Origin of the sequence: Brevundimonas sp. S1H14 (assembly GCF_047716865.1) — a bacterium.
Taxonomy (GTDB): Bacteria; Pseudomonadota; Alphaproteobacteria; order Caulobacterales; family Caulobacteraceae; genus Brevundimonas; species Brevundimonas naejangsanensis.
Map to the genome: position 1 here is coordinate 396,383 of NZ_CP136679.1, position 26,345 is coordinate 422,727.

Sequence of the window (26,345 nt, forward strand, 5' to 3'; positions counted from 1 at the left end):
GAGCCCAGATGCGCGACGTCTTTTTCTGCATCGACGGTCATACCGCCGGCAACCCGGTTCGCCTGGTCGCCGGCGGCGCGCCCCTGTTGTCAGGGGCCAGCATGGCCGAGCGTCGGCTCGACTTCCTGAGCCGTTACGACTGGATCCGCACCTCCTTGTGTTTCGAGCCGCGCGGCCACGACATGATGAGCGGCGGCTTCCTGTATCCGCCGACCCTGCCGGATGCGGACGCGGGCATCCTGTTCATTGAGACCAGCGGCTGCCTGCCCATGTGCGGCCACGGGACGATCGGCATGATCACCTTCGGGCTGGAGCACGGCCTGATCCGGCCACGCACGCCGGGTCGGTTGAAGATCGAGGTCCCTGCGGGCGTTCTGGACATCGCCTATGAGACTGAGGGCGACAAGGTGACCTCGGTGCGCATCCGCAATGTCCCCGCCTATTTGGCGGCGGAAGGCATCGAGATCGACGTGCCGGGCCTTGGCCCGCTGAGCGTCGACGTGTCCTACGGCGGCAACTACTACGCCATCGTCGAACCGCAGGGCGCCTACACGGGCCTGGACGATCTGGGCGCCAGCCGCATCATCGAACTGAGCGGTCTGGTGCGCGAACGGGTGCGGGCGGCCTTCCACCCGGTGCACCCGGACGAACCCTCGATCAACGGGGTCAGCCACGTGCTGTGGGCCGACAAGCCCAAGGGTGAGGGCGCCGACGGCCGCAACGCCGTCTTCTATGGCGACAAGGCCATCGACCGCAGCCCCTGCGGCACCGGCACCTCGGCGCGGCTGGCTCATCTGCACGCCAAGGGGCGGCTGAAGGTCGGCGACGCCTTCGTCCACGAAAGCTACATCTGCAGCCGGTTCATCGGCCGCGTCGAAGCCGAGACCACGGTGGGCGACCACAAGGCGATCGTGCCCTCGATCGAGGGTTCGGCCGTCGCCACCGGCTTCAACACCATCTGGGTGGACCGCAAGGATCCCTTCTGGGCGGGCTTCCAGGTCGTCTGAGCGACTTGCGCGTCGTAATTGCGTTCGGCGCGCGTTATGGCTGGGTCGGGCGACCGGCCCAGCCTTTTCGACTCGATGAACCGCATGGCCGCATCTCCGCTTGAAGTCCGCACCCTGTCCGACCGCCTGATGGAGGTGGTGCGGGACATGATCCTGTCAGGCGCGATCGCGCCGGACGTGCCGATCCGTCAGGACGCCCTGGCGGCGGACCTGAACGTCTCAAAGATTCCCCTGCGTGAAGCCCTTGTGCGGCTGGAGCAGGACGGGCTGGTGGTGTCACACGCCAACCGTGGCTTCTTCGTGCGCGGCATGAGCGCGGCCGAGGCCGAGGAAATTTACGAACTGCGCCTCAAGCTGGAGCCGGAGGCGGCGGCCGAGGCCTGCCTTGTCGCTGATGAGGCCCGGCAGGACGAGGCCCGGCGGGTGCTGGCGCAGCTGAATGCGGCGGCGGCTGGCGGCATGCCGACGGTCGGCCCCCTGAACCGCGCTTTCCACATAGCCCTGGTGCAGCCGGGCAAGCGCGCCCTGACGACAGAAATTACGACCCGCCTTCATGTCATGGCCGACCGCTATGTGCGCAAGCACCTTGAGCACAAGGGACGCCATCTGACGGCCGAGGCCGAGCATCAGGACATCCTGCAGGCGTGGCTGGCCCGTGACGCCGCTACGGTGCGCCGTCTGGTGGCCGACCACCTGCAGCACACCCTGTCCGATCTACGTGAGGAGTTCGCACAGGGCGACGGGCAAGGCTGATCGCCAGCCTTGCCTCCAGTCTTAGTCTTGCCCGAAACCTCAGCCCTGTTCGGCCGGAACGGGCGCCTGACGGGCCTTCAGGGCGGTCATCAACAGATTGACGGCGGCGTAGAGCACCACCACCACCACGCCCCAGCGCAGGACGGTCAGCGGCAGGGAGGTGATGACGAAGGCGGCCAGCAGCACTGCCGGTATCCCCCCGATGGCCATGCCCAGCACCAGCCGCAGATCGATGCGCTGGCTCTTGATGAAGCGCAGGCTCGACACCGGCATCAGGAAGGCGCAGGCGCCCATCATGATCGGGAAGGCCGCCGTGGGGTTCATGCCCATCAGGCTGAGCATGATCAGCGAAGGCGCATAAAGCCCGATGCCGAAGCTCATCAGGGCGCCCATGAGCACATGGGCCGCGACGGCGATCAGGAACATGTTTCCGTCCAGGGAGAGCGCTTCGCCCCCTGCGGGCATCAGGTTCAGATTGGTCATGGCGTAAAGGGCGGCTGCGATCAGCAGGGCCGCGCCGACCACCATCTGAACGGCGCGCACCGGCAGGCGCAACACGATGGGCGCGCCGATCACCGCGCCCAGGATGGAGGCGCCGATACAGGCGATCAGCAGCACCGGGTCGACCTGGATCAGCTTCATGAAGACCAGCCCCTGCATGACCGTCGGCAGGCAGTGTCCGGCGTTCAGCACCCCCGGAAGAAAGCTGTCCGGCACCAGTTTACGGAACCGCAGCCAGGCCGTGGTCGGGGCAAAGGAGCCGATGCCCAGCGCATCGAAGAAGTTGGCGACCGCGCCGATGGCTATGCCTTCGGCCTTGGGCTTCAGCGCGCCGCGCGCCTTGGCGGTGCGGACCAGTTGGACGGCGTAAAAGGCAGCCAGCAGCGCCAGCGCCGTCAACAGAACGGCTATAATCATAATGTTTCCCTCCCCCGAGGTCCTCGCCGCCCTTTACGAGCGATCCGAGGGATGAAAGAAAACATGACTAGAAATCAGATACAATATACATTCGTTCCATGACCTTTCTTCCGCCCAGCGCCCCGCCCATCACCGTCGCCGAAAGGCAGGACCGCGTCGCCGCCCTGGCCGAGGGATTGAGAGACAATGGGCTGGCGGCCCTGCTGGTCGGGCCCACGGCGTCGTTGCGCTATTATACGGGTCTGGACTGGCATCCGTCCGAGCGGCTGACGGGCGCGCTGATCCATGCCGATGGCCGGGTCCAGTACATCTGTCCCCGATTTGAGCTGGACAAGGTGGCCGGGCTGACGGCGGACGCGGTCGCGGGCGACATCCTGACCTGGGAAGAGGAAGAAAGCCCCTATGCGCTGGCGGCGGCCAGCCTGCCCGAAGGCGGCGTGCTGGCGATCGACGATCAAGCGGCGGCCTTCATCTGGCTGGGCCTCAGCCGCGTTCTGGGCGCCGATCGCGTCACGGACGGCGGCCCGCTGATCGTCGCCCAGCGCAGCATCAAATCGGCGGCCGAGATCGCTCTTCTGACCCGCGCCAAGGCCATCACTCTGGAAGTCCAGCGCCGCACCCGCCACTGGCTGAAAGCGGGCGTCCTGACGTCCGAGGTCAAGGCCTTCATCGACGCCGAACATCGCGCGCTTGGCGGTGAGGGCGGGTCCTGGTTCTGCCTGGTTTCCTTCGGCGACGACACCTGCCTGCCGCACGGGGGCGAGGGCGACCGCGCCCTGGCGGTGGATGATGTGGTGCTGATCGACACCGGGACCCTGGTGGACGGCTATCACTCGGACATCACGCGCACCTATGTCTTCGGCCAGCCGACGGAGGACTTCCGCCGCGTCTGGACGCATGAGAAGGAGGCGCAAGGCCGCGCCTTCGCCGCAGCCGCCGTGGGAGCAACCTGCGCCAGCGTAGACGCCGCCGCGCGCGATTATCTGACCGGCCTCGGCTATGGCCCTGATTACCGGCTGCCGGGCCTGCCCCACCGCACCGGCCACGGCATCGGCCTGGACATTCACGAAGCGCCCAATCTGGTGCGCGGCGATGTTACGCCGCTGGCGCCCGGCATGTGCTTCTCGAACGAGCCGATGCTGGTCATTCCCGGCCGGTATGGCGTGCGCCTCGAAGACCATTTCTACATGACCGAGGCCGGGCCGGTCTGGTTCACCGAGCCGTCGTACAGTCTGGACGACCCGTTCGCAGAGGGCGCGGCGGCATGACGGCAGCCCGGCGCTGGGCCGTCGTCGGCGGGGGACTGGTCGGGGCGGCGACGGCGCTTCGGCTTCAGGCGGCGGGTTTTGAGACCGCGCTGATCGACCGGGGCGACCCGCGACTCGGCGCCTCCTTCGGCAACATCGGCCATATCGCCGCCGAGCAATGCGAGCCCATGCCCTCGCCCGCGACCCTTAGGGGCGCCCTGGGGCGGCTGTTCGCCTTTGGCGGACCGCTGGACTTTCGTGCGCGCGATGCGTCGCTGTGGGGGCCATGGGCGCTGCGGTTTCTGGCGGCGTCCCGCCCGGCGGCGGTCGCTCACGGCGCCGAGGTTCTGGCGCATCTGCTGGATGATCCGGTCGGCGCCTGGATGCGTCTGGCCGCCCTGGCCGAGGCGCCAGACGGACTGATCCGGGCGACCGGCCATTCTGTGGTCTGGTCCACGCCTGAAGCGGCCCGGCGCGGGCTGGCCGGCTGGAGCGCCGCGCGCACGGGCGGGGCGCGCTTCCGCGTGATGGAGGCTGAGGAACTGGCCGCCTATGACGCCGTCCTGCGTCAACGCCCGGCAGGCGGAATCCGGTTCACCGGCACCGGCCAGGTCAGCGAACCGCAGGCGGTGCGCGACGCCCTGCTGGCCGCCTTCTCCGACAAAGGCGGGCAGACGATCCACGCCGATGCGACCGCCGTCCGGCCGGTGGCCGACGCCGCCGAGGTCGCCTTGTCGGACGGAACAGTCATCGGCGCTGATCGCGTCGTCGTCGCGGCCGGGGCGTGGTCGGAGCATCTGATGGCGCCGCTGGGTGTCCGCGTCCCCTTGATCGGCGAGCGAGGCTATTCTGTGCAGTCGGCTCAGCATGACTGGCCTGACGACCTGCCTCTGACCGTGTTCGAGGACCGGGCCCTGGCGGTCGCCCGATTCGACGGGGGCCTGCGCGCCTCCAGCCATGTCGAGTTCGGCGCCCCTTCAGCCCGGCCTGATCCGCGAAAATGGCGCAGCATCGAGGCGCATCTGCGCGAGCTGGGCGTGGCCTTTTCGGCGCAGCCTGACCGGTGGTGCGGTCCCCGGCCGACCCTGCCGGACTATCTGCCCGCCATCGGACGGCTGAACGCTCACCCTCAGGTGCATTACGCCTTCGGCCACCAGCACCTGGGCCTGACGACGGCGGCGCGAACGGCGGAAATCATCGAGCAGATAGCGCTGGGCCGGCCTGCTCCCGACTGGACCGACGCCCTGCGGATCGAACGTTTCGGCTGACGTCAGGCCGGGTGCGGCCGCTGTCGCATCGCAACGGTTTTCACGCGGACGGATTAAGCGTCCATGCGCGGTGAACTGAAGACCTATCAGGCCAAGCGGCGTTTCGAGCAGACGCCGGAACCCAAGGCCGCTCGGCGAACCGGGAACAAGGACGCGCGGCGTTTCGTTATCCAGCGCCATGCGGCGACGCGGCTGCACTACGACTTCCGTATCGAGGCGGACGGTGTGCTGAAGTCCTGGGCCGTGACCAAGGCCCCGTCGCGCGACCCGGCGGTCAAGCGTCTGGCCGTTGAGGTCGAGGATCATCCGCTGGACTACGGCGATTTCGAGGGGACCATCCCGGCGGGCAACTACGGCGCGGGCACGGTGCAACTGTGGGATGTCGGAACCTGGGAGCCGCAGGAGCCGGACCTTGAGGCGGCCTGGGCGCGCGGCCAGATCAAGATGATCCTTCATGGCGAGCGGCTGAAAGGCAAATGGGCGCTGATCCGGCTGAAGAGCGACCGAGGCAAGCCGTCCAAGCGCAACAACTGGCTGCTGCTGAAGGAGAAGGACGAGCACGCCGTCGCCGGCGAAGGCGACGCCCTCGCGCAGATCGACGCCTCGGTGACAAGCGGCCGCTCACTGGCTCAGATCGCTGAGGGCGACGCGCAATGGATCTCCTCCAAGCCGACCCGCCGCAAGGCGCCGCCGAAGCCTGCGCCGTCCAGGGCGGCGTCCAAGGCGAAGCAGCCGCACGCCTTTGTCCCGATTCAGCTGTGCAAGGCGGTCGACCATCCGCCCTCGGCGGCGGGCTGGGCGCATGAGATCAAGTTCGACGGCTATCGGTTGCAGATCGGGGTCGGCGGCGGCCAGGCGGTGCTGCGGACCCGCAAGGGCTTGGACTGGACCGATCGTTTCCCTGAGCTGGCGGCGGATGCGGCAGGCTGGCCCGATGCGGTGATCGATGGCGAACTATGCGCGCTCGATGATGATCATATGCCGGACTTCAGCGCCCTTCAGGCGGCGATATCGGAGGGAGAGACGGGCCGGCTCATCTACTTCGCCTTCGACCTGTTGTTCGAGGGGGCGGAGGATCTGCGCAGGCTGCCGCTGTCGCACCGCAAGGCGCGGCTGCAGGCCTACATCGACCGCATCGGCGCGAAGGGCGCCGCGCGTCTCCGCTACGTCGAGCATTTCGCCTCGACGGGGCAGGCGGTGCTGGAAAGCGCCTGCCGGATGCATCTGGAAGGCGTCATCTCCAAGAAGCTGGACGGGCCCTATCACGCGGGCCGGTCGTCAAGCTGGGTGAAATCCAAATGCCGGGGCCGCGATGAGGTCGTCATCGGCGGCTGGTCGTCGGAAGGCGGCAGCCGGTTCCGCTCGCTGCTGGTCGGGGTGCGCGAGAAGGGCGGGCTTAAATACCTCGGCCGGGTCGGGACGGGTTTCGGCGAGACGGTCACGCGGCTGCTCATGCCCGCACTGAAGGCCGAGGCGGCGGACAAGAGCCCCTTCGTCGGCCCCGGCGCGCCCAAGGGCGGCAAGGATATCCATTGGGTGAAGCCGAGGCTGGTCGCCGAGATCGAGCACGGCGGCTACACCGAGTCCGGCGCCTTGCGGCAGGCGGCGTTCAAGGGCTTGCGCGACGACAAGGCCGCCGAGGACGTCACGGACGCGCCGCAGGCGCCTGCCGCGTCGCAGGCGCCGCGCAAGAGCGGCAAGGTCACGGTGGCGGGCGTCGCCATCTCCAGCCCAGACAAGGTGCTGTGGCCCGGCGCTGATGGGCGCCCGCCGATCACCAAGGCCGAGCTGGCGCGCTATTACGAGGCGGCGGCCGAGCGGCTGCTGGCCCATGTGGCGGACCGGCCCGTCTCCATCATCCGCGCCCCGGACGGCATAGAGGGCGAGACCTTCTTCCAGCGTCACGCCATGGCTGGGTCGAACCCGCGGCTCAAGCTGATCGACGTCAAGGCGCGCACGCCCTATGTCGCCGTCGTCGATGTCGGCGGTTTGGCGGCCATCGCCCAATCCGGCGGGCTGGAGCTGCATCCCTGGGGCTGCAAGCCGGGCGATCCGGAGACGCCTGACCAGATCACCTTCGATCTGGACCCCGACGTGGGGCTGGACTTCGACGACGTGATCGCCGCTTCTCTCGTGGTGAGGGCGAAGCTGGAGGCGCTGGGCCTCAATCCCTTCGTCAAGACGACGGGCGGCAAGGGGCTGCATCTGGTCGTCCCGATCCGCGCCGACGGGCGTTCGAGGGTGAGCTGGGATCAGAACAAGGCCTTCGCCAAGGCCGTGTCCGAGGCCATCAAGTCCGAGGCGCCGGACCGTTTCACCACCACCCTGGCCAAGAAGGCGCGGGGCGGAAAGATCTTCATCGACTATCTGCGCAACGGCCGGATGGCGACCGCCGTGGCGCCCTGGTCGCCGCGCGCCCGGCCGGGGGCGGGGATCGCCTTTCCCCTGTCGTGGGATCAGGTGAAGCCGGGGCTGAACCCGGCCGACTACAATCTGTGGGTCTGGCCCGAGTTGCTTGAGCGGCCCGACGCATGGGCCGATTTCCGCGACGGCGCCGTCAGCTTGAGGCCGGCCCTGCGAAAGATGGGCGTGGACTGACCCTCAGGCGGTCTTCTTGCGCGGCGCCGACTTGGCGGCGGGCTTCTTCGCGGCCGGTTTGCGCGCGCCGCCGGCCGAACCCTTCAGACTGTTCTTCAGCGCCGCCATCAGGTCGATGACGTTGGTGTCGTCCGGCTCGGCCACGTCGACCAGACCCTTGCCGCCCCTGGTCTTGGACTTGATCATCTCGCGCAGGGCGTCGTCATAGCGATCCTTGAAGGCGGTGGGGTCGAAGTCGGCTTCCTTCTGGGCGATGATGCGGGCGGCGATCTCGACCATGTCGGCGTCGGCCTTCACCTTGGGGATGTCGTCGAAATAGTCGTCGGCGTCGCGCACCTCGTCATGGGCGCGCAGGGTGTAGGCCAGCAGGCCCTTGCCGCGCACCTCCAGCGCCAGCTGGCGCTCCTTGCCGCGCAGGACAAGCTGGCCCAGCGCCACCTTGCCCTGCTTCTGCATCGCGTCGCGGATCACGGCGAAGGCCTCGACGCCCGCGCCCTTTTCCGGGACGACGAAGAAGGGATCGTCCCAGTACAGACGGTCGATGTCGGCCTCGTCCACGAACTTGTCGATGGCGATGGTCTTGGTGCTGTCCAGCCGCACCTTGTCGAAGTCGGCGTCGTCGAACAGCACGTATTCGTCCTTCGACACCTCATAGCCGCGCACCAGATGGCTGCGCTCCACCGGCCCGGCGTCGGGGTCGGTCGGCACCATGCGGATGCGGTTGTGGGTGTCCGGATTGATCAGGTGAAAGCGCACGTCGGCGGCGCTGGTCGTCGCGGTGTAGAGCGCCACCGGACAGGTGACGAGCGACAGTTTCAGATGTCCTTGCCAGGTCGGGCGAGCGGCCATGTCATCCTCCATTGTCAGATGGAATGCGCGGCGACGACTTGCGTTCGCCCGAGGCTGCGGATCGCCGGGCGATCGGACGGCGGGAATAGGCCGTGGGGCGAAGGAGTTTCGCCTAACCGCCGCCGCAGCTTCATCGCGCCGTGACGGCGCCGTCGCGTCTACGACATTGCGCGCCTCTAGGTCTGTCCCGCTTTCTCAAGGGGTAGGATCATGAAGCCGATCAGTCTCAAGCGGGGATTTCTGGCGGGCGTCGCCGTCGCTGGTTTGATGGCGGCTGGGGTCGCGCACGCCCAGACCGCCTCGCCTGCCGAAGCGACGACCGCCGTGGACGACATCGTCGTGACCGCCCAGCTGCGCGCCCAGGATCCGATCGAGGTGCCCTTCGCCCTGACGGCCTACAGCGGTTCCTTCCTGGAAAGCCTGGGCGTGCAGGAGTTCGATCAGTTGTCGGCCTTCGTGCCGGGCTTCCTGGTGCAGAACCAGTCGCCGAACAATCCGGGCTTTGTGATGCGCGGCATCACCTCGGACTCGGGCGCCGCCACGGCCGAGCCGCGCGTGTCGGTCTATCAGGACGGGGTGTCGATTTCGAAGTCGCGCGGTTCCTATGTCGAACTGTTCGACATGGAGCGTATCGAGGTGGCCAAGGGGCCGCAGTCGACCCTGTATGGTCGCGGCGCCCTGATCGGCGCGGTGAATCTGGTGCAGAATCGCGCCCGCCCCGGCCAGTACGGCGCCGCCGCCCGCATCGAGGCGGGGGACATGGATTATCGTTCGGTCGAGGGCTTTGTGAACGCCCCGCTGGGCGAGACGGGCGCCCTGCGTCTGGCCACGCGGATGAAGACGCGCGACGGCACGGTCGAGAACCTGCTGGGCGGCGAGAACTACAACTCCATCGAGACGAAGGCCGTGCGCCTGTCAGGCGCCTGGGCGCCGACAGAAGACCTGTCGTTCGACCTGATCGCCAACTATCAGGTCGATGACGCCTCGGCGACGTCATTCAAGTCCATCGCCTATAACCCGGCCGACCCGAACACCGGCGCCGTGCTGGGCGGACGTGATCCGTGGGAGGGCGCGGCCCTGACGCCGGGCGCCGACTTCGACGGCGGCGTGGGTCTGGGGCTGGACCGGGAAGTCTGGGGCGTGACGGGGCTGGCCAAGTGGCGGCTGTCGCCGTCGCTGACGCTGAACTCGACCACGGCTTACCGCACCTTCGACTCGACCGAGGTTTTTGACCCGGACGGCCTGTCGCTGCCGCTGCTGACGGCGGCCGAGCACGCCCACGGCAAGCAGTGGAGCCAGGAACTGCGCCTGAACTACGACAACGGCGGGCGCGTCAGCGGCTTCGTCGGCGCCGGCTGGTTCCGCGAGGAAGGCTTCCAGCGGATGCCGACCCAGTTCGACGAACGTCTGGCGCTGGTGCAACTGGCCGGGCTGCTGGACGGGAGCCCGACGGACGTGGGGCGCAACACCCTGCCGATGGCGGCCTATCCGACGCTGGCGCGGCTGGCTCTGGCGCAGATGCTGACGCCGCTGGGCGGAGGCGCTTTGGCCGGCCCGATCGCCGATAATCTGAAGTCGGCTCATATCGAGACCTCGACCAACTTCGGCGAACTGACCTCGTGGGACGTGTTCGGGGATGTGACGATGCAGGTCACGGACCGGCTGGAGGTCGCGGGCGGCCTGCGCTGGACCACCGACGACAAGACGACGGGCTATTCCGCCGCCGTGCTGAACGGGCGCTCGACGCTGGGCGGCCTGCTGGCCGTGGCGCAGGGGGCCGTGCCGCCCGCACAGGTTCCGGCCCTGCTGGCGGCGCTGGCCAACCCGATGTACGGCCAACTGCCCGAGACGATGGTTCCTCTGTTCGGCATCACCAGCCAGCCGACGGCGGGCAATGGCAGCCGCATCGACGCGGATCACAAGGACGACGGCTTCACCTGGCGGCTGAACGCCCGTTACGCCCTGTCGGAAGACGCCAGCCTGTACGCCAACTATGCGCGCGGCCGTCGCCCGGAGGTGCTGGAAGTGCGCGGCCCCTCGGCTCCGCTGGGCGCGCCCCAGTTCGAGGTGGTCGCGGCCGAAACGGTCGACAGCTTCGAGGTCGGCTATAAGACGGCGCTGATGGATCGGCGCCTGCGTCTGGATGCGGCGGTCTTCCACTACGCCTATGACAACTTCCAGACGACCGAGCAGGACGGAACCCGCTTCGTCACCATCAATGCGGGCGAGGCCAGCGCCTATGGCTTTGAAGGTCAGGCGGCCTTCGCCGTAGCGCCGACGTTCGACCTGTTCGCCACCTATGGCTACAACCACTCGCGCTTCGACAGCGGTGCGCGCAAGGGCAACCGCTTCCGCCTGTCGCCGGATCACATGGCTTCGATCGGTGCGACCTGGCGCCTGCCGGTCGAAGGCGGGGCGTTCGAGGTCCAGCCGACCTATACGTGGCAGTCCAAGGTCTTCTTCGACGACGACAACGACCGCCCGGACCTGCAGACCGGCAACTTCGTACCTGACCTGATCCAGGACGAGTATCAGGACGGTTATGGCCTGCTGAACCTGCGGGTGCGCTACGCCCCGTCGAGCGGGAACTGGGGCGTCGAGGCCTTCGGCGACAACATCCTGGATGAGAAATACATCAAGGATGCAGGCAATACCGGCGATGCGCTGGGTCTGCCGACCTTCATCGCCGGGCGCGGGGCCAGCTATGGCGTCGCCTTCACCCTGCGCTACTGAGGGCCGCGAAGATGAGCATGAACCGTCGCGGCCTGCTGGGCCTGTTCGGGGCGGGGGCGGCGGCCGGTTGCGCCACGCTTCCCTCGGGCGCAGACGTCGCCGTCGCCTTCGTCCACGGCGTCGCATCGGGCGATCCGGCGACGGATCGGGTCATCCTGTGGACGCGGGTGACGCCCGAGATCGGACAGGCCGGGCCGGTGTCGGTCGTCTGGCGCGTGCTGGAAGGCGAGGGCGACCGCGTGGTCGCCACGGGCCGCGTCATGACGGGGCCGGAACGCGACTATACGGTCAAGGTGGATGCGGCCGGGCTGAAGTCGGGCCGGGATTATCGTTACGATTTCGCTGTCGGCGAGACGCAGTCGCCTTTGGGCCGGACCCGGACGCTGGCGGCGGACGGCGTGGCGCCAGTCAATCTGGCGGTGGCGTCATGTCAACTGCACCCCGGCGGACTGTTCAACGCCTATGAGGCCATCGCCGCCCTGCCGTCATTGGACGCCGTGGTCCATCTGGGCGACTACATCTATGAATATGGGGCAGAAGACGACGCCTATGGCATGGCGACGGGGGCGAAGCTGGGTCGCGAGCCGCAGCCGCCGCATGAGATCGTCACCTTGGCCGACTATCGGCTGCGTCACGCCCAGTACAAGACCGACCCCGACCTTCAGGCCGCTCACGCCCGCGCCCCTTTCATCTGCGTCTGGGACGATCACGAGACGGCCAATGACGCCTGGATGCACGGCGCGGAGAACCATCAGCCCGAGACCGAAGGCGACTTCGCACAGCGCAAGGCGGCGGCGCTGAAGGCCTATTACGAGTGGATGCCGATCCGCGAGGCTGAGCCCGGCGCGCTGAAGGAGGCGATCCACCGCAGCTTCCACTTCGGCGACCTGGCCAGCCTGATGATGGTCGAGACGCGGCTGACCGGCCGCACCGAGCCGCTGGACTACGCCAAGGATCTGACGGCCATGGAGGGACCGGACGGCGAGCCGGTGCTGGACCTGGACGCCTTTCGCGCCAAGCTGAACGATCCCGTGCGCGATCTGATGGGCGCCGAGCAGCGCGACTGGCTCAAGCGCGAACTGTCCGCGTCAAAGGCCAGGGGGCGGCCGTGGCAGGTGCTGGGCAATCAGGTCGTCATGGCGCGCGTGGCCGGGCCCGACGTGTCGCGCACCCTGACCGAGGCCGAGGTTCAGGGCCTGATGGCCCGGATTCCCGAGGCTTACCGCGACCAGTTCGAACAGGCCCTGTTCCTGTTCAAGATGGGGTTGCCGTTCAACCTCGACGCCTGGGACGGCTATCCGGCCGGCCGCGAGCGCCTCTACGCGGCCTTCGCCGAGGCGGGGGTGCAGCCCATCGTCCTGTCCGGCGACAGCCACGCCTTCTGGGTCAATGAACTGAAGGACGCGGGCGGCGCGCGTCGTGCGATCGAGTTCGGGACCAGCGCGATCTCCAGCCCCTCGATCGGCGACGCCATCGGCGGCTTCCCTCTCGGCGCGGCCCTGATGCAGGCCAATGACGAGGTGCGCTTCTGCGACCAGTCGGCCAAGGGCTTCATTCTGCTGACCCTGACCGAGGATCGGGCCGAGGCGGCGCTGATGCAGGTCTCGACCCTGTTCGCCAAGCCGTTCGAGGTCAGCGCGCTGAAGCAGGTCGTGGTGATTCGCGCAGACGGGGCGATAACAGGCGTCTGATCGTCAGGGCAGGGCAGGGGCGCGGCCGAAGGGGCGGCGCTCCGGTTCGGCGGGGGCTAAACCGTTCCTGCTACGGTCACAATCGCGCCAACTCGTCGCTTTGACGCAAGGGCGTCATTTCCCTTAGGAAAAAGTCTGGCAGAACGGTGAGGCGCGTGGGGCGTCCTCCGCAGCGCCGTCCCACAACCTATCGGAGATGATCGACACGCCCGTGCCCGCCAGCTTCCTCCTGCTAATTATACTCGTCCTGCCCTTCGTCGGGGCCATGATCGCCTCGGGGCTGCCGCGTCACGCGCGGACCTCTGCGGCTGCTCTGTCGTGGATCATCGCCCTGATCAGCGTCGGCTGTCTGGCGGTGCTCTGGCCCCGATTCCAGGACGGCGAGGTGTTGAAGCTGACGCTGGCGTGGCTGCCGTCCCTGGGGGTGAATTTCACCATTCGGCTGGACGGCCTGTCCTGGGTGTTCAGCGCGCTGATCCTGGGGATCGGCGCCCTCGTGGTGCTGTATGCGCGCTACTACATGTCGCCGAAGGATCCGGTGCCGCGCTTCTTTTCCTTCCTGCTGGCCTTTATGGGCGCCATGCAGGGCGTGGTGCTGTCGGGCAATCTGATCCAACTGGTTGTCTTCTGGGAACTGACCAGCCTCTTTTCCTTCCTGTTGATCGGCTACTGGCACCAGAACGCCTCGGCGCGCGAGGGCGCGCGCATGGCGCTGACCATCACCGCCACGGGCGGGGTGGCCCTGCTGGTCGGCATGATCCTGATCGGCCGCATCGTCGGCAGCTATGAGCTGGACGCCGTCATCGCCGCGCGCGACGTCATCCTGGCCAGCCCCCTCTATCCGGTCGCCCTGGGTCTGATCCTGATCGGGGCCCTGACCAAGAGCGCCCAGTTCCCCTTCCATATCTGGCTGCCGCGCGCGATGGCGGCGCCGACGCCGGTCAGCGCTTATCTGCACTCGGCGACGATGGTGAAGGCGGGCGTCTTCCTGCTGATGCGGTTCTGGCCCGTCTTCGGCGAGACCGAGATGTGGTATTTCGTGGTCGGCGGCTTGGGCCTGACGACCCTGCTGGTCGGCGCCTGGTGCGCCATCTTCCAGCACGACCTGAAGGGCCTGCTGGCCTATTCGACCATCAGCCACTTGGGCCTGATTTGTCTGCTGCTGGGGCTGGGGTCGGACCTGGGGGCCATCGCCGCCATCTTCCACACCATCAACCACGCCACCTTCAAGGCCTCGCTGTTCATGGCGGCGGGCATCATCGACCACGAGGCCGGCTCGCGCGACATGCGCAAGCTCAGCGGTTTGATCCGCTTCATGCCGATCACCGCCACCCTGGCCATGGTCGCCGCCGCCGCCATGGCGGGCGTGCCCCTGCTGAACGGTTTCCTGTCCAAGGAGATGTTCCTGGCCGAGGCCCTGGCCAGTACCCAGACCTCGGCGTTGAACCAGGCCCTGCCGGTGCTGGCGACACTGGCGAGCGCTTTCAGCGTCCTGTATTCGCTCCGCTTCATCCACACGACCTTCTTCGGTCCGCCGCCGACCGAGCTGGACCGCGTTCCGCACGAGCCGCCCGGCTGGATGCGGCGCCCGGTCGAGGTGCTGGTGGCCCTGTGTCTGCTGGTCGGGGTCTTCCCGGCGGTCACCGTGGGGCCCTTTCTGCGCAGCGCGGCCGTGACCATGCTCGGCTTCGACCTGCCCTATTACAGCCTGGCCCTGTGGCACGGCTTCAATCTGCCGCTGCTGCTCAGCGTCATCGCCATGGCGGGCGGGATCGGCCTCTATGTCGTCTTCGGCAAGGCGCTGAACGCCAATCCGCGCGGCGGACCCTGGGGCATGAAGCGGCTCAACGGCGGCTATCTGTTCGAGCGCTCCCAGGTCATGCTGATGGACCTGTCGCAGTGGATCGTGCGCCACCTGGGCGCGCAGCGCCTGCAGCCGCAGCTGCGGCTGATCCTGCTGACAGCCCTGCTTTCGGCGGCTGTGGCGGCGGCGGGCGGTTTCGTCCTCACCTGGCCCGAGTTCCGCGTACCCCAGGCGCACAACCTGGCCTTCGCCGCCCTGTGGCTGGCGGGGGGAGCCTGCGCCCTGGCCGCGGCCTGGCAGGCCAAATACCATCGCCTCGCCGCTGTTATTCTGATGGGCGGGGCGGGGCTGGCCAGTTGTCTGACCTTCGTCTGGCTGTCGGCGCCGGATCTGGCCCTGACCCAGCTGGTGGTCGAGGTGGTGACCACGGTGCTGCTGCTGCTGGGCCTGCGCTGGCTGCCCAAGCGGCTGGCTGAGATCCATGTGCCCGAGTCCGAGAAGCGCCGTGCGCGCTGGCGTCGTCGGCTGGATCGAGGCATCGCCATCTTCGCCGGGGCGGGCGTGGCTCTGATCTCCTGGGCCGTCATGGTGCGGCCGCCGGTCGAGGGGGTGTCGCGCTTCTTCGTCGAGAAGGCCTATGGGGAGGCGGGCGGCCGCAACGTCGTCAATGTCATCCTGGTGGACTTCCGGGCCTTTGACACCTTTGGCGAGATCACCGTCCTGGGCGTCGTCGGCCTGACGGTGCTGGCCCTGCTGCGCCGCTTCCGCCCGGCCAGCGACAGCCTGTCCCAGCCGATGCAGAAACGCGTCCAGGATGCGTCTGACCGCGCCCGCGAAGGCCGCAGCGAGGGCGACACCCTCAGCGACACCATGCTGATCCCCGGCGTGGTGATGCGCTGGCTCTTCCCCTTCATCATTCTGTTGGCCGTGCATCTGTTTCTGCGCGGGCACGACCTGCCGGGCGGGGGCTTCGCTGCAGGGGTTGCGCTGTCGATCGCCTTCATCCTGCAATATATGGCGTCTGGCGCCCGCTGGGTGGAGGAGCGGCTTGAGATCCGCCCGATCATCTGGATCGGCGTCGGTCTGTTGATCGCCGCGATCAGCGGCGCCGTGGGCTGGATTTTCGACCAGCCGTTCCTGACCTCCTATTTCCAATACGCCGACCTGCCGCTGCTGGGCCGCGTGCCGCTGGCCAGCGCCGTGCTGTTCGACCTGGGCGTGGTGGTGCTGGTGGTCGGCGCTACCGTTCTGGTGCTGGTCGCCCTGGCTCACCAGTCACTGCGCCGCGCGCGCATCGAGGAAGCCGAGGCTGAGGCAGAGGCCGAGCAGAAGGGAGGGGCGCAATGACCCAGATCGTCCTGGCCCTGGCCATCGGCGTGCTGACCGCCTCAGGGGTGTGGCTGATGCTGCGCCCGCGCACCTTTCAGGTCGTCATCGGCCTGTCGCTGGTCTCCTATGCAGTCAACCTGTTCATCTTCTCCATGGGGCGGCTGCGTTCGGGCGCGGCGGCCTTCACCAGCAAGGGCGCCGAGGATCCGGCCCTCTACGCCGACCCGACGCCTCAGGCTCTGGTGCTGACGGCCATCGTCATCAGCTTCGCCCTGACGGCCCTGTTCCTGGTCGTGCTGCTGGCCTCGCGCGGCGAGACGGGCAGCGACCACGTCGACGGACAGGAGACGCCCGAATGACCGATTGGCAGGAACATCTGATCATCGGGCCGATCGTTCTGCCCATGGTCATCGCCGCGGCCATGCTGCTGTTTGACGAGCGGCGCCGTCTGTTGAAAGGCGGCCTTAGCCTGTTCGCCATGGCCGCCATCCTGGTCATGGCCCTGGCCCTGCTGCATGAAAGCGCGACCGGCGCGGCGGGCGGCGGCGACACCGCCCGCGTCTATCAACTGGGCGACTGGCCGGCGCCGTTCGGCATCGTCCTGGTGGCGGATCGTCTGTCGACGCTGATGGTGGCCCTGACCAGCGTGCTAGGCGCCTGTTCAATGATTTTCGCCCTGGCGCGATGGGACCGGGCCGGGCCGCGTTTCCACGCCCTGTTCCTGTTGCTGGTCATGGGCGTCAACGGCGCCTTCCTGACGGGCGACCTGTTCAACCTCTTCGTCTTCTTCGAGATCATGCTGGCGGCTTCCTACGGCCTGGCCCTGCATGGTTCGGGCGAGGCGCGGATTCGCGCCGGGCTGGCCTATATCGCCGTCAACCTGACGGCTTCCATGCTGTTCCTGATCGGGGTCAGCCTGATCTACGGCGTGACCGGCACCCTCAACATGGCTGATCTGGCTGTGCGCATCCCCCAGATCGCTGCGGCGGACCGGGGCCTGTTCCACGTCGGGGCGGCCGTGCTGGGCGTGGCCTTCCTGACCAAATGCGCCATGTGGCCGCTCGGCTTCTGGCTGACCACCACCTATTCGGCGGCCAGCGCGCCGGCGGCGGCCGTCTTCGCCATCCTGTCCAAGGTCGGCGCCTATGTGATCATCCGTCTCAGCTTCCTGCTGTTCGCGCCCGACAGCGGCGCCTCGGCCGGGTTCGGCCAGTTGTGGATCCTGCTGGGCGGGCTGGCGACCATCGGCTTCGGCACGGCAGGCATGATCGCGGCGCGCGACCTGTCGATCGCGGCGGCCTACGCCGTCATCGTCTCTTCGGGCACGGTGCTGGCGGCGGTCGGGACCGGTAACGCCGACGTCTTGGGGGGAGCGGTTTTCTATCTGGTCGGCTCGACCCTGGCCTGCGGCGCTCTTTTCATGCTGGCCGAGGTGCTGAACAGAGGCCAGGACCTGGGCGCCCGCTCGGGCCGCGCCGTCTTCGACGATGAATATTTCGATCCCTTTGACGACGAAGAACGCAATGAGCCGGGTCTGGTCATTCCCGCGGCGGTGGCGGCTTTGGGCGGAGCCTTCCTGATCTCGACCCTGATGATCGCCGGCCTGCCGCCCCTGGCGGGCTTCATCGGCAAACTGGCCATGATGGAGGCCCTGTCGGGTCTCGGCGGCTGGGCCGGTTACGGAGTGATCGCGGCCCTGTCCTTGGCCTCTCTGGGCGCGCTGATTGGTCTGACGCGGCTGGGCATGGCGGCGCTGTGGGCGCGCGATGACGACGCTGAGCCGGCGATCGTCGTCGGCGCCGCCGAGGGCGTGGCCATTGCGGGCCTGCTGGCGGCCTGCCTGTTCCTGGCGGTTTTCGGCGAGGCGGGCTTTACCTACGCCGACCACACCGCCGATTGGCTGGTGCGGCCTGACGCCTATATCCGCGCAGTGCTGGGAGGCGGCGCATGATCCGGGCGGTTCTGCCTCACCCCATACTGTCACTGGGACTGTTCGGGGCCTCGCTGCTGCTCAGCGGCTCGACGGCGCCGCCGTCCCTGGCTCTGGCCCTGCTGATGGCTCTGGCGGCGCCTCAGATCATGCGCGTGCTGGATGTCGAGCCGGTGCGGCTAAGAAAGCCGCTGACTTTGCTGAGCTTCGCCGTGGTCGTCACGCGCGACATCATCCGTTCCAACTGGGAGGTGGCGCTGGTCGTACTGGGTCTGAACCCGTCGGGCGACAAACGCGTCTCGGGCTTTGTTCACATTCCGCTGGAGATGCGTGATCGCTATGGCTTGGCGGTCCTGGCGGTGGTCATCACCAGCACCCCGGGCACGATCTGGGTGGAGTATGAGGACGCGACCGGCGTGCTCCTGCTTCACATCCTCGACCTTCAGGATGGGGACGACTGGGCGGAGCGCATCAAGAATCGTTATGAGCGCCGTCTGATGGAGATTTTCGAATGAGCGGCGCCGTCTTCTACTGGGCGCTGGTCGTGGCGCAGCTGTTTCTGGCGGGCGCGGCCCTGATCGGGGTGTGGCGCATCGCCAAGGGTCCGCGCGCCCAGGACCGCATCCTGGGACTGGACACCCTTTATCAGGCCGGGATGCTGCTGATCGTCGCCTTTGGCGTGCGGACGGGAACCCAGCAGTATTTCTATGCGGCCGTGATCATCGGCATGCTGGGCTTCACCTCTTCGGTCGCTCTGGCCAAATTTCTGATGCGCGGCGAGGTGATCGAATGAGCGGCTTTCCGGCCAATGTCCCGGCCTGGGCGGCCCTGCTGGCGGCGGGGCTGGTGCTGTTCGGCGCCGGGCTGACCTTCATCGGCGCGCTTGGTCTTGTGCGGCTGCAGACCTTCTATGAGCGGGTTCATGCCCCGACTCTGGGGGCGACGCTGGGCATGTTCGCGGTCTTGTGCGGCTCGGTCGTCTATTTCACCGGGGCCGAGGGGCAGTTCATGCCGGTGGAACTGCTCGCGGCGGTCTTCTTCACGGCGACGACGCCGGTGACGCTGATCATTCTGGCCCGTGCGGCTCTGTTCCGCGACCGCACGGATCGGTCAGGCGACGGCGTCAGGGTGCCGCTGGAAGGCGAGTGCGCGGGCGTGGTCCGGACGCCGCCGGACGTGATTACTGATCCTCGTCGAAGCGACGCGCCACAAGATCGGTAAGTGCGGCCACGGCCTCCGGGGCGTCGCGCCCCTCTGCCTTCACCTCCACGTCGCAACCGATCCCCGCCCCCAGCATCAACAGGCCCATGATCGAGCGGGCGTCCACGCTCACCCCGTCGCGCGTGACCTGAATCTCGGATTCGAATTCCGAGGCCAGCTTGACGAATTTGGCCGAGGCGCGGGCGTGCAGACCGCGCTGGTTGCAGATGTTCAGGGTCGCCGTCGCGCGGGAGGCTGGATCGGCCGTGTCGGTCATTTTTCGCCCGCCAGGACCCAGGAGGCGACCGAGATATATTTGCGCCCGGCGTCCTGAGCATGGGCCACGCAGGCCTCAAGGCTTTCGCGGCCGCGTACGCTGGCCAGTTTGATCAGCATGGGCAGGTTCAGCCCGGCGATCACCTCGGCGCCGGTCTGCTCCATCACGGAGATGGCCAGATTGGACGGGGTGCCGCCGAACATGTCGGTCAGCAGGATCACGCCCTCGCCCTCGTCGACGGCGGCGGCGGCGTCGACTATGTCGCGGCGGCGCCGCTCCATGTCGTCTTCGGGGCCGATGCAGATGGCGGCGACGCCGCGCTGCGGCCCCACCACATGCTCCATCGCCGACAGGAATTCAGAGGCCAGGCCCCCGTGGGTGACGATCACCAGCCCGATCATATAGGCTTCACCAAAGACATCCCCTGCTCGCCTGCGCGAGCGACAAGCCTCATTTCATAGGGCAATCGCGGCGCGGATCAAAGAGCGGGCGGCGCCATCGCGGAAACGGCGTGAAGGGCGGCCGTTGCGACGGCCGCCGCCGAGGCCGGTCGCGGGTCCAGATCAAGCTGAGGCAGGGACACGCCCTCTATGGTCCGCCAGGTCGGCTGCGGCAGACGCTCGACCGGCTCTCGCGTCAGGCGCAGGGCGAGGGCCAGGCGCGTCGAGGGGCGGAAAGGCCGGGTGATGATGCCGACGCCGCGCACCTCCATCCGGCCTGCGATGGTGTCGGGCACGGCGGCGTACAGGGCGCCGCGACAGGCGAAGATATCCACCCAGTCGTCGCCGACCAGCCGCCACCCGTCCTGCATCAGCCGCAGCGCCAGGTCGCTCTTGCCTGCGCCGGACGGTCCCTGAATCAGCACGCCGCGCCACCCCTGCGACGTGCGGGCGGCGACGACGCTGGCGTGGACGGGCTGGCGGGCGGGGGTCATGCGCGCTTGCCGACGGCGGGCAGGCTGACTTCGAAGCGGGCCCCCAGCACGGCGCCGTCTTCGCCCTTGCGGTTCTCGGCGCGGACCCGGCCGCCGTGGGCGTCGACGATCTGGCGCACGATGGACAGGCCCAGCCCCGAGTTGGCGCCGAAGGCCGTGCCCTTGGGCCGCGAGGTGTAGAAGCGCTCGAACACCGTCTCCAGATTCTCGGCGGGAACGCCGGGGCCGTCGTCGTCGATGCGGATACGCAGCGGCAGATCGGGCTGGCTGTCGTCGCGAGACAGGCTGACGCGCACCTCGCCGTCAGCCGGGCTGAACGAGCGGGCGTTGTCGATCAGATTGCGGAACACCTGACCCAGCGGCACGTCGCGGCCCATGACGCGGGCGTTGTCGGTCGCTGCCGTAAAGCGAACGGTCGGCTCATCGGGTTTTCGACCGGCCTCATAGACGCCGATGATGTCGCCCAGCAGTTCGTTCAGGTCGATGGCGCGTGGTCGGTCGCGCGACAGTTCGGCGTCCAGGCGCGAGGCGTTGGAGATGTCGGTGATCAGACGGTCCAGACGTCGGACGTCCTGTTGCAGCAGATTGGTCAGGCGCGCGCGCTGCTCCTCGGTCTTGACCAGAGGCAGGGTCTCCAGCGCCGAACGGATCGACGTCAGCGGGTTCTTGATTTCGTGCGACACATCGGCGGCGAAGCGTTCGATGGCGTCCATCCGCGTCGACAGGGTGTCGGTCATCGATTCCAACGCGCGGGCCAGGTCGCCGATTTCGTCCTTGCGGTCTTCCAGGTCGGGCAGGGAGATGGCGCGGGCGCGTTGCAGACGCACCTGATCCGCCGCCGCCGACAGCCGCATGACCGGCCGGGCCACGAACAGGTGCAGCACCAGGGACGCCAGCAGGTTCACCGCCAGGGCGACCAGGGCGAACGGCATTAGGGCGCGCCGCTGGGCGTCCAGGGTGGCGTTGACGTCCCCGGCCTCCAGCGTCAGCACGCCCAGAACCTGCTGCACATGGCGCACCGGCAGGGAGACGGAGACGACGCGCTCGCCTTCCTCATTGCGACGCAGGGAAGCCTGGGGGGCGCCCGTAAGCGCGCGCTCCACCTCGGCCGACAGTTCAGCGTTGGCGCGGGCCAGGCGCGCTTTCTCGCGCGGCGAGGGCTCTGTTGGAGCCAGAGCCGTTCCGGCGGGCTGGGCCGGGGGCAGGGGGGCGCCCGGAATGGTGTCGCTGACCCGGTAGGAGTCGGACACCTCGATCCCGTCCATGTCGAACAGGCGGGCGCGCTGGCCGGCGGGGATGAAGTTGTCGCGCAGCCACAATGCGGCCGCCCGATCATCCAGCATGGGGTAGGGATCGCCCTGGGTGATGCCCAGTTCGCCAAGGACGTTGGACAGAAGCTCGGCCTGGACGCCGAGGGATTCCTGACGAGCCTCGATCAGCCCTCGCCGCCATTCGTTCAGCAGCAGGGCGCCGCCGAACAGGATCAGCAGGCTGAGAAGATTGAGGGCCAGGATGAATCCGCCCAGGCGCGATCCGCCGAAGCGGAATCGGCGCCGCGTCCGGACGGTTTCAGGTTCAGCTCTCGCGGTAGCGGTATCCGACGCCATACAGGGTCTCGATAGCGTCGAACTCAGGGTCGACCATGCGGAACTTCTTTCGCATCCGTTTCACATGGCTGTCGATGGTGCGGTCGTCGACATAGACCTGATCGTCATAGGCGGCGTCCATCAGGTTGTCGCGGCTCTTCACGAAACCGGGGCGCTGGGCCAGGGCCTGAAGCAGCAGGAACTCGGTGACGGTCAGCTTCACCGGCTTGCCGTCCCAGGTGGATTCGTGACGCGCCGGATCCATCGACAGCTTGCCGCGCTTGATCGCCTTGCCGGCTTCGGCGGCGGCCGGGTCGACGGGATCCAGACCTTCCACGCCGGCGCGGCGCAGCAGGGCCTTCACCCGCTCGATCAGCAGACGCTGGCTGAAGGGTTTGTGTATATAGTCGTCGGCGCCGAGGTTGAAGCCGAGGATCTCGTCGATCTCCTCGTCCTTCGACGTCAGCATGATGACCGGCAGGGCGGAGGTCTGGCGCAGGCGGCGCAGCACTTCCATGCCGTCCATGCGCGGCATCTTCACGTCCAGGATCGCCAGGTCAGGCGGGGTCGTCTCCAGCGCTTCCAGGCCCGAGGCGCCGTCGTGATAGGCGGTCACCGTGTGGCCGTGGCTTTCCAGAGCCAGGGAGACGGAGGCGACGATGTTCTCGTCGTCATCGACCAGAGTGATGTTGGCCAAGGGCTTCTCCTTAGTGCGGGCGGGGAACGTCCGGTCCGCCGTCGTCTGCACAACGCACGGCAAGCGTAACTGTTCTACTCGATCGTGGTGACTTTACGTTCACACAAAATGGAGCGCGTCGTCGCGGCTTTCAACCACCGGAGTCAAAAGCGAAACCCGACCTTAAGCTTGGGGCCGCAGGATAGGCGTCTGTGCTTGCGAAGGGCGTCATGGCCGGTCCTGTTCATTACGAAATCTACATCCGCCGCACAGCGCCGGCCGACTGGTCCCTGTATCAGGCGGTGGAGGATCGTCGTCAGGCCGTCGACGCCGCCGAGGACCTGCTGCGGGATCGCGAGGCGGTCGCCGTGCGCGTCACCAAGGAGACGCTGGACCCCGAGACGATGGAGTTCGCCAGCGTCATCATCCTGACGCGCGGCGCGCCGGAACTGTCGCGCAAGCGCCCGCCCGCCGTCGATCAGCGCGGCCCGGCCTGTCGCGGCGTCGGCGACCTGTACGCCCCTCATGCGCGCGAGACCATCGGCCGGGTGCTGGAGGACTGGCTCAACCGTCAGGGCGCGACGGCGTTCGAACTGCTGCACCGCCCCGATCTGGCCGAGCGGCTGGAGGCGTCCGGCGTCGAGCTTCAGCACGCGATTCAGAAGATCGCCGTGCCCGAGGCGCAGGCCACCCCGGGCCAGTCGGTGCACGACCTGATGCGCCACTATCAGCGCCTGGCCGAACAGGCGATCGAGCGGCTGCTGACCACCGGGCGCAAGAAGCAATTTCCCAGCTTTGAGGATCGGCCGGTCGCGGCGACGGCCCTGGCGCTTCAGGGCGCGGCGGACCGGGCCTTTATCATGGGCGGAGCGGTGGCGGGCGCCCTGCGCGGCCTGCCCGGCGCGCGGGCGCGGGTCGAGCGGCTGATGGACATCTGCGATCAGGCTCCGGCCGAAGGCGCTCCGCGCGCCCTGGTGCTGGTGCCGGTGGAGCAGATTCTGTGCGAGCTTCTGGGCTCCCGTCACGGCCTGGCCCAGGTGCTGGGGCCGGGGTTGGATCAAGGCGCCAGCCTGGCGGCGGTGGTGCGCATGGCCGCCCCGCGCGAAGTGGACGCCGTCCTGGCGCAGGACGCGCGCCTCAGCCTTCTGGCCCCGCCGATCGAGGGGCCGGTGCGGCGTCTGGGCGAACGACTGGCGGCGGGCGAGTTTCCCCTGCTGGCCGCCTCTCTGGCGCGCATGGTGCTGCGCGAACTGATGAGCCAGCGCCGCCTGCGGCCCGGCGACGCGGTCGGCGAGATCGAGATCCTGCGCGTCCTGGCGATGGCGCTGACGGCCACGGCGGGGCGTCTGCTGACGCTGGAAGAGGTGCAGACCGCCTTCATCGAGCGGTCGAAAGGGCTGGTCGCGGCCGATTTCGTCGCCGCCTATGTCAAGGATTGCGCCAGCGTCCTGTCGGAAGCCGAGCGGCTGACGCGCCTGTGTGAAAACGTCACCGGCGGCGCCAATAAGCGGGCGGCCGCGCGCTGGCTGGACGCCTGCGTCGCCTCCCTGCGTTTCGAGACGGAAATGCGGGCCCGGACGCCCGGCGCGACGCCGCCGGGACAGCGGCTGATGGCTCTGGCCGAGCTTCAGCGCGGCGTGCGCAAGGCCGGACTGTTCGAGCGCGAGACGCAGGGCGTGGTGGAGGCCCTCGGGGCCGTCGGAGGTTCGATCGAGGCCGATGCCCGGCTCACGGCTCAACTGGCCCGCGCGCCTGCTCCGGTCCCGCAAAAGCTGGCGGTCCTTCTGCGTCTGGCGGCGGGGGAGACGGGGCCGAGCGGACCGGTCGCGGAGCGCGCCCGCGCCGAGGCGCTGCGCCTGATGCGCGCCCCCGACGTCCGCGCCGCCCTCAGCGCCGAGCCGCAGGCGGTTCAGGCCCTGCGTCCCCTGATGCAGGCGGCCGGACTGGCGGCCTGAGGCCTTACTCGATCAGCAGTGTTGGCCCGCCGCCCAGCCCGACGACCAGGCCCACTGGAAGTTGTAGCCGCCCAGCCAGCCGGTCACGTCCGCGACCTCGCCGATGAAGAACAGGCCGGGGACCGTCTTGGCCTCCATCGTCTGTTGATCGAGGGCGGCGGTGTCGACCCCGCCCAGCGTCACCTCGGCGGTGCGATAGCCTTCCGAGCCGACCGGCTTGACTGTCCAGGCGTTGAGCGCCTCGGCCAGGGCCCGCAGCTTCTTGTCGCCGACTTCCGCCAGTTTGCCCGACAGGTTTTCGCGCACACACAGGGCTTCGGCCAGACGGCGCGGCACGACGCGGCCGACGGCGGTGTGCACGGCCTGCTTGCCGTTCTCGCTCTTGGCGGCCAGAATTTCGGCCGCTGCGTCGCGGTCGGGGGCCAGATCGACGGTGATCGCCTCGCCCTCGCGCCAGTAGGAGCTGATCTGCAGGATCGACGGCCCCGACAGGCCGCGATGGGTGAACAGCAGGCCCTCGCGGAAGACGGTCTCCCTGGCCGGGCGGCCCGCACCCGCCTCCTTGGGCGCCTTGTGGCGGACCACGGCGTCCACCGACACGCCCGCTAGCGGCTTGAGTTGCTCCAGCAGCCCCGGCTCGAACGTCAGTGGAACCAGCGCGGGGCGAGTGTCGGTGACGCGCAGGCCGAAGCGCCGTGCGACCTCATAGCCCCAGCCGGAGGCCCCCATCTTGGGAATGGACTTGCCGCCGCTGGCCACGACCAGAGAGGTCGCCGTCACGCGCGACCCGTCGTCCAAATCGACCTGAAACCGCTCGCCCGCGCGCTCGACCCTCTTGACGCCGAGGCCCAACGACAGGGTCACGCCCGCCGCCTTCATCTCATCCGTCAGCATACGGATGATCAGCTTGGCGCTGTCGTCGCAGAACAGCTGGCCCAGGGTTTTCTCATGCCAGGCGACGCCGTGGCGATCGACCATCTTGATGAAGTCGTGCTGGGTGAAACGCCGCAGGGCCGACAGGGCGAAACGCGGGTTCTCGCCCAGGAAGTTGGCGCCGCTCGTCCCCAGATTGGTGAAGTTGCAGCGTCCGCCGCCCGAGATGCGGATTTTCTCGCCGGGCGCGCGGGCGTGGTCGATCACGCGCACGCGGCGGCCGCGCTTGCCCGCCTCGATGGCGCACATCATGCCGGCCGCGCCGGCGCCGACGATCAGGACGTCGATATCTGAAGACTTCATCGCCTCGCCCTAGCAGGGGAAGGCGCGCGAAGCGACCGTCAGAGGCCCAGCATGGCCCGATAGGTGGGATGCACCTGATCGGCGTATTCCGGGTGCTTCTTCAGATAGCTGGAGAAGAAGGTGCACGTCGGCAGGATCAGCAGGCCCTTGTCCTTCAGATCGGCCAGGACGTGTTTGGCCATGCGGCTGGCGATGCCGCGCCCTTCCAGCGGGACCGGCACGAGGGTTTCGGTGATCAGGCGGCCGCCCGCGACGGGGTTGTAGATGACCACCGCGGTCTCGCCGTCGATGTCCAACTCGTAACGCTTGGCTTCTTCGTTGTCGCGGATTTCGGGGTCCAGGCTCATGTCGTGA

Annotated in this window: 23 protein-coding genes; 14 read left to right on the plus strand and 9 right to left on the minus strand. The window is 68.2% G+C overall.

Features of this window, described 5'->3' with window-relative positions; all coding sequences use genetic code 11:
- The first annotated feature begins 8 nt into the window (after positions 1-8).
- Both RSD66_RS01845 and RSD66_RS01850 read left to right on the plus strand, forming a co-directional pair.
- Complete coding sequence (locus RSD66_RS01845) at positions 9-1,007, plus strand: 4-hydroxyproline epimerase (protein WP_415288779.1); 999 nt, start codon at positions 9-11, stop codon at positions 1,005-1,007.
- An 84-nt stretch (positions 1,008-1,091) separates the two neighbouring features.
- Entirely contained in the window at positions 1,092-1,760 is a 669-nt protein-coding gene (locus RSD66_RS01850; protein ID WP_035303194.1) for a GntR family transcriptional regulator, read from the plus strand.
- Between the two features lie 39 nt (positions 1,761-1,799).
- On the opposite strand, the gene RSD66_RS01855 is transcribed toward RSD66_RS01850, so the two are convergent.
- Positions 1,800-2,678 carry a TSUP family transporter gene (locus RSD66_RS01855; RefSeq protein ID WP_415288780.1) on the minus strand — a complete coding sequence of 293 codons (879 nt, stop codon included), beginning with the start codon at positions 2,676-2,678 and terminating at the stop codon, positions 1,800-1,802.
- 98 nt (positions 2,679-2,776) lie between these two features.
- On the opposite strand from RSD66_RS01855, the gene RSD66_RS01860 reads away from it, so the two are divergent.
- The 3 genes from RSD66_RS01860 (at position 2,777) to ligD (ending at position 7,791) form a co-directional block, all read left to right on the plus strand.
- Positions 2,777-3,946: a M24 family metallopeptidase gene (locus tag RSD66_RS01860; RefSeq protein ID WP_415288781.1), complete on the plus strand. Its 1,170-nt coding sequence runs from the start codon at positions 2,777-2,779 to the stop codon at positions 3,944-3,946.
- On the plus strand, positions 3,943-5,193 hold the full coding sequence (locus RSD66_RS01865) for an NAD(P)/FAD-dependent oxidoreductase (protein ID WP_415288782.1): 1,251 nt from the start codon (positions 3,943-3,945) through the stop codon (positions 5,191-5,193). The genes RSD66_RS01860 and RSD66_RS01865 overlap by 4 nt, the downstream gene beginning before the upstream one ends.
- A gap of 63 nt (positions 5,194-5,256) precedes the next feature.
- Complete coding sequence (gene ligD / locus RSD66_RS01870; RefSeq protein ID WP_415288783.1) at positions 5,257-7,791, plus strand: DNA ligase D; 2,535 nt, start codon at positions 5,257-5,259, stop codon at positions 7,789-7,791.
- Positions 7,792-7,794: 3 nt separating this feature from the next.
- Here ligD and RSD66_RS01875 read toward each other — a convergent pair whose 3' ends face one another.
- A complete protein-coding gene (locus RSD66_RS01875; RefSeq protein WP_415288784.1) occupies positions 7,795-8,640 on the minus strand; it encodes a Ku protein in 846 nt (281 codons plus the stop codon).
- 210 nt (positions 8,641-8,850) lie between these two features.
- Between RSD66_RS01875 and RSD66_RS01880 the strand changes: the two genes are divergently transcribed.
- From RSD66_RS01880 to mnhG, 8 genes are all read left to right on the plus strand, one after another.
- The gene (locus RSD66_RS01880) at positions 8,851-11,373 is read left to right on the plus strand and encodes a TonB-dependent receptor (RefSeq protein ID WP_415288785.1); all 2,523 of its coding nucleotides are present in this window, start codon (positions 8,851-8,853) and stop codon (positions 11,371-11,373) included.
- A gap of 11 nt (positions 11,374-11,384) precedes the next feature.
- Positions 11,385-13,064, plus strand: coding sequence for an alkaline phosphatase D family protein (locus RSD66_RS01885; RefSeq protein WP_415288786.1), 1,680 nt, complete (start codon positions 11,385-11,387; stop codon positions 13,062-13,064).
- A gap of 196 nt (positions 13,065-13,260) precedes the next feature.
- A complete protein-coding gene (locus tag RSD66_RS01890) occupies positions 13,261-16,215 on the plus strand; it encodes a monovalent cation/H+ antiporter subunit A (RefSeq protein WP_415288787.1) in 2,955 nt (984 codons plus the stop codon).
- Positions 16,212-16,556, plus strand: coding sequence for a Na+/H+ antiporter subunit C (locus RSD66_RS01895; RefSeq protein WP_003169848.1), 345 nt, complete (start codon positions 16,212-16,214; stop codon positions 16,554-16,556). Before RSD66_RS01890 ends, RSD66_RS01895 begins: the two co-directional genes overlap by 4 nt.
- Positions 16,553-18,148: a monovalent cation/H+ antiporter subunit D gene (locus RSD66_RS01900; RefSeq protein WP_415288788.1), complete on the plus strand. Its 1,596-nt coding sequence runs from the start codon at positions 16,553-16,555 to the stop codon at positions 18,146-18,148. The genes RSD66_RS01895 and RSD66_RS01900 overlap by 4 nt, the downstream gene beginning before the upstream one ends.
- Complete coding sequence (locus RSD66_RS01905; RefSeq protein WP_029673695.1) at positions 18,145-18,642, plus strand: Na+/H+ antiporter subunit E; 498 nt, start codon at positions 18,145-18,147, stop codon at positions 18,640-18,642. The genes RSD66_RS01900 and RSD66_RS01905 overlap by 4 nt, the downstream gene beginning before the upstream one ends.
- Positions 18,639-18,920: a K+/H+ antiporter subunit F gene (locus RSD66_RS01910; RefSeq protein ID WP_003169845.1), complete on the plus strand. Its 282-nt coding sequence runs from the start codon at positions 18,639-18,641 to the stop codon at positions 18,918-18,920. The genes RSD66_RS01905 and RSD66_RS01910 overlap by 4 nt, the downstream gene beginning before the upstream one ends.
- Complete coding sequence (gene mnhG, locus RSD66_RS01915; RefSeq protein WP_415288789.1) at positions 18,917-19,348, plus strand: monovalent cation/H(+) antiporter subunit G; 432 nt, start codon at positions 18,917-18,919, stop codon at positions 19,346-19,348. Before RSD66_RS01910 ends, mnhG begins: the two co-directional genes overlap by 4 nt.
- Here the strand turns inward: mnhG and RSD66_RS01920 are convergent.
- The 5 genes from RSD66_RS01920 to RSD66_RS01940 form a co-directional block, all read right to left on the minus strand.
- Positions 19,308-19,604 carry an HPr family phosphocarrier protein gene (locus RSD66_RS01920; protein ID WP_415288790.1) on the minus strand — a complete coding sequence of 99 codons (297 nt, stop codon included), beginning with the start codon at positions 19,602-19,604 and terminating at the stop codon, positions 19,308-19,310. The genes mnhG and RSD66_RS01920 overlap by 41 nt on opposite strands.
- Positions 19,601-20,005, minus strand: a complete 405-nt coding sequence (locus RSD66_RS01925) for a PTS sugar transporter subunit IIA (protein ID WP_024355210.1) — start codon at positions 20,003-20,005, stop codon at positions 19,601-19,603. The genes RSD66_RS01920 and RSD66_RS01925 overlap by 4 nt, the downstream gene beginning before the upstream one ends.
- Before the next feature lie 77 nt (positions 20,006-20,082).
- Complete coding sequence (locus tag RSD66_RS01930) at positions 20,083-20,538, minus strand: HPr kinase/phosphorylase (RefSeq protein WP_415288791.1); 456 nt, start codon at positions 20,536-20,538, stop codon at positions 20,083-20,085.
- Entirely contained in the window at positions 20,535-22,145 is a 1,611-nt protein-coding gene (locus RSD66_RS01935) for an ATP-binding protein (RefSeq protein WP_415288792.1), read from the minus strand. Before RSD66_RS01935 ends, RSD66_RS01930 begins: the two co-directional genes overlap by 4 nt.
- Complete coding sequence (locus RSD66_RS01940; RefSeq protein ID WP_415288793.1) at positions 22,114-22,821, minus strand: response regulator transcription factor; 708 nt, start codon at positions 22,819-22,821, stop codon at positions 22,114-22,116. Before RSD66_RS01940 ends, RSD66_RS01935 begins: the two co-directional genes overlap by 32 nt.
- Before the next feature lie 209 nt (positions 22,822-23,030).
- Between RSD66_RS01940 and RSD66_RS01945 the strand changes: the two genes are divergently transcribed.
- Positions 23,031-24,755 (plus strand): hypothetical protein, encoded by a 1,725-nt coding sequence (locus RSD66_RS01945; RefSeq protein WP_415288794.1) that lies wholly within the window; start codon positions 23,031-23,033, stop codon positions 24,753-24,755.
- A 12-nt stretch (positions 24,756-24,767) separates the two neighbouring features.
- Here RSD66_RS01945 and RSD66_RS01950 read toward each other — a convergent pair whose 3' ends face one another.
- Complete coding sequence (locus RSD66_RS01950; protein ID WP_415288795.1) at positions 24,768-25,991, minus strand: NAD(P)/FAD-dependent oxidoreductase; 1,224 nt, start codon at positions 25,989-25,991, stop codon at positions 24,768-24,770.
- A gap of 38 nt (positions 25,992-26,029) precedes the next feature.
- Positions 26,030-26,338, minus strand: a complete 309-nt coding sequence (locus RSD66_RS01955) for a GNAT family N-acetyltransferase (protein WP_119412510.1) — start codon at positions 26,336-26,338, stop codon at positions 26,030-26,032.
- Positions 26,339-26,345: the final 7 nt, after the last annotated feature.

Excerpts from the sequence above, each read along its gene's own strand:
- mnhG (WP_415288789.1), top strand. The coding sequence starts at position 18,917 with ATGAGCGGCTTTCCGGCCAATGTCCCGGCCTGGGCGGCCCTGCTGGCG.
- RSD66_RS01925 (WP_024355210.1), bottom strand. The coding sequence starts at position 20,005 with ATGATCGGGCTGGTGATCGTCACCCACGGGGGCCTGGCCTCTGAATTC.
- RSD66_RS01920 (WP_415288790.1), bottom strand. The coding sequence starts at position 19,604 with ATGACCGACACGGCCGATCCAGCCTCCCGCGCGACGGCGACCCTGAAC.
- RSD66_RS01880 (WP_415288785.1), top strand. The coding sequence starts at position 8,851 with ATGAAGCCGATCAGTCTCAAGCGGGGATTTCTGGCGGGCGTCGCCGTC.
- RSD66_RS01950 (WP_415288795.1), bottom strand. The coding sequence starts at position 25,991 with ATGAAGTCTTCAGATATCGACGTCCTGATCGTCGGCGCCGGCGCGGCC.
- RSD66_RS01865 (WP_415288782.1), top strand. The coding sequence starts at position 3,943 with ATGACGGCAGCCCGGCGCTGGGCCGTCGTCGGCGGGGGACTGGTCGGG.
- RSD66_RS01945 (WP_415288794.1), top strand. The coding sequence starts at position 23,031 with ATGGCCGGTCCTGTTCATTACGAAATCTACATCCGCCGCACAGCGCCG.
- RSD66_RS01855 (WP_415288780.1), bottom strand. The coding sequence starts at position 2,678 with ATGATTATAGCCGTTCTGTTGACGGCGCTGGCGCTGCTGGCTGCCTTT.
- RSD66_RS01905 (WP_029673695.1), top strand. The coding sequence starts at position 18,145 with ATGATCCGGGCGGTTCTGCCTCACCCCATACTGTCACTGGGACTGTTC.
- RSD66_RS01910 (WP_003169845.1), top strand. The coding sequence starts at position 18,639 with ATGAGCGGCGCCGTCTTCTACTGGGCGCTGGTCGTGGCGCAGCTGTTT.
- RSD66_RS01930 (WP_415288791.1), bottom strand. The coding sequence starts at position 20,538 with ATGACCCCCGCCCGCCAGCCCGTCCACGCCAGCGTCGTCGCCGCCCGC.
- RSD66_RS01860 (WP_415288781.1), top strand. The coding sequence starts at position 2,777 with ATGACCTTTCTTCCGCCCAGCGCCCCGCCCATCACCGTCGCCGAAAGG.
- RSD66_RS01845 (WP_415288779.1), top strand. The coding sequence starts at position 9 with ATGCGCGACGTCTTTTTCTGCATCGACGGTCATACCGCCGGCAACCCG.
- RSD66_RS01885 (WP_415288786.1), top strand. The coding sequence starts at position 11,385 with ATGAGCATGAACCGTCGCGGCCTGCTGGGCCTGTTCGGGGCGGGGGCG.
- RSD66_RS01895 (WP_003169848.1), top strand. The coding sequence starts at position 16,212 with ATGACCCAGATCGTCCTGGCCCTGGCCATCGGCGTGCTGACCGCCTCA.
- RSD66_RS01935 (WP_415288792.1), bottom strand. The coding sequence starts at position 22,145 with ATGGCGTCGGATACCGCTACCGCGAGAGCTGAACCTGAAACCGTCCGG.
- RSD66_RS01890 (WP_415288787.1), top strand. The coding sequence starts at position 13,261 with ATGATCGACACGCCCGTGCCCGCCAGCTTCCTCCTGCTAATTATACTC.
- RSD66_RS01850 (WP_035303194.1), top strand. The coding sequence starts at position 1,092 with ATGGCCGCATCTCCGCTTGAAGTCCGCACCCTGTCCGACCGCCTGATG.
- ligD (WP_415288783.1), top strand. The coding sequence starts at position 5,257 with ATGCGCGGTGAACTGAAGACCTATCAGGCCAAGCGGCGTTTCGAGCAG.
- RSD66_RS01900 (WP_415288788.1), top strand. The coding sequence starts at position 16,553 with ATGACCGATTGGCAGGAACATCTGATCATCGGGCCGATCGTTCTGCCC.
- RSD66_RS01955 (WP_119412510.1), bottom strand. The coding sequence starts at position 26,338 with ATGAGCCTGGACCCCGAAATCCGCGACAACGAAGAAGCCAAGCGTTAC.
- RSD66_RS01875 (WP_415288784.1), bottom strand. The coding sequence starts at position 8,640 with ATGGCCGCTCGCCCGACCTGGCAAGGACATCTGAAACTGTCGCTCGTC.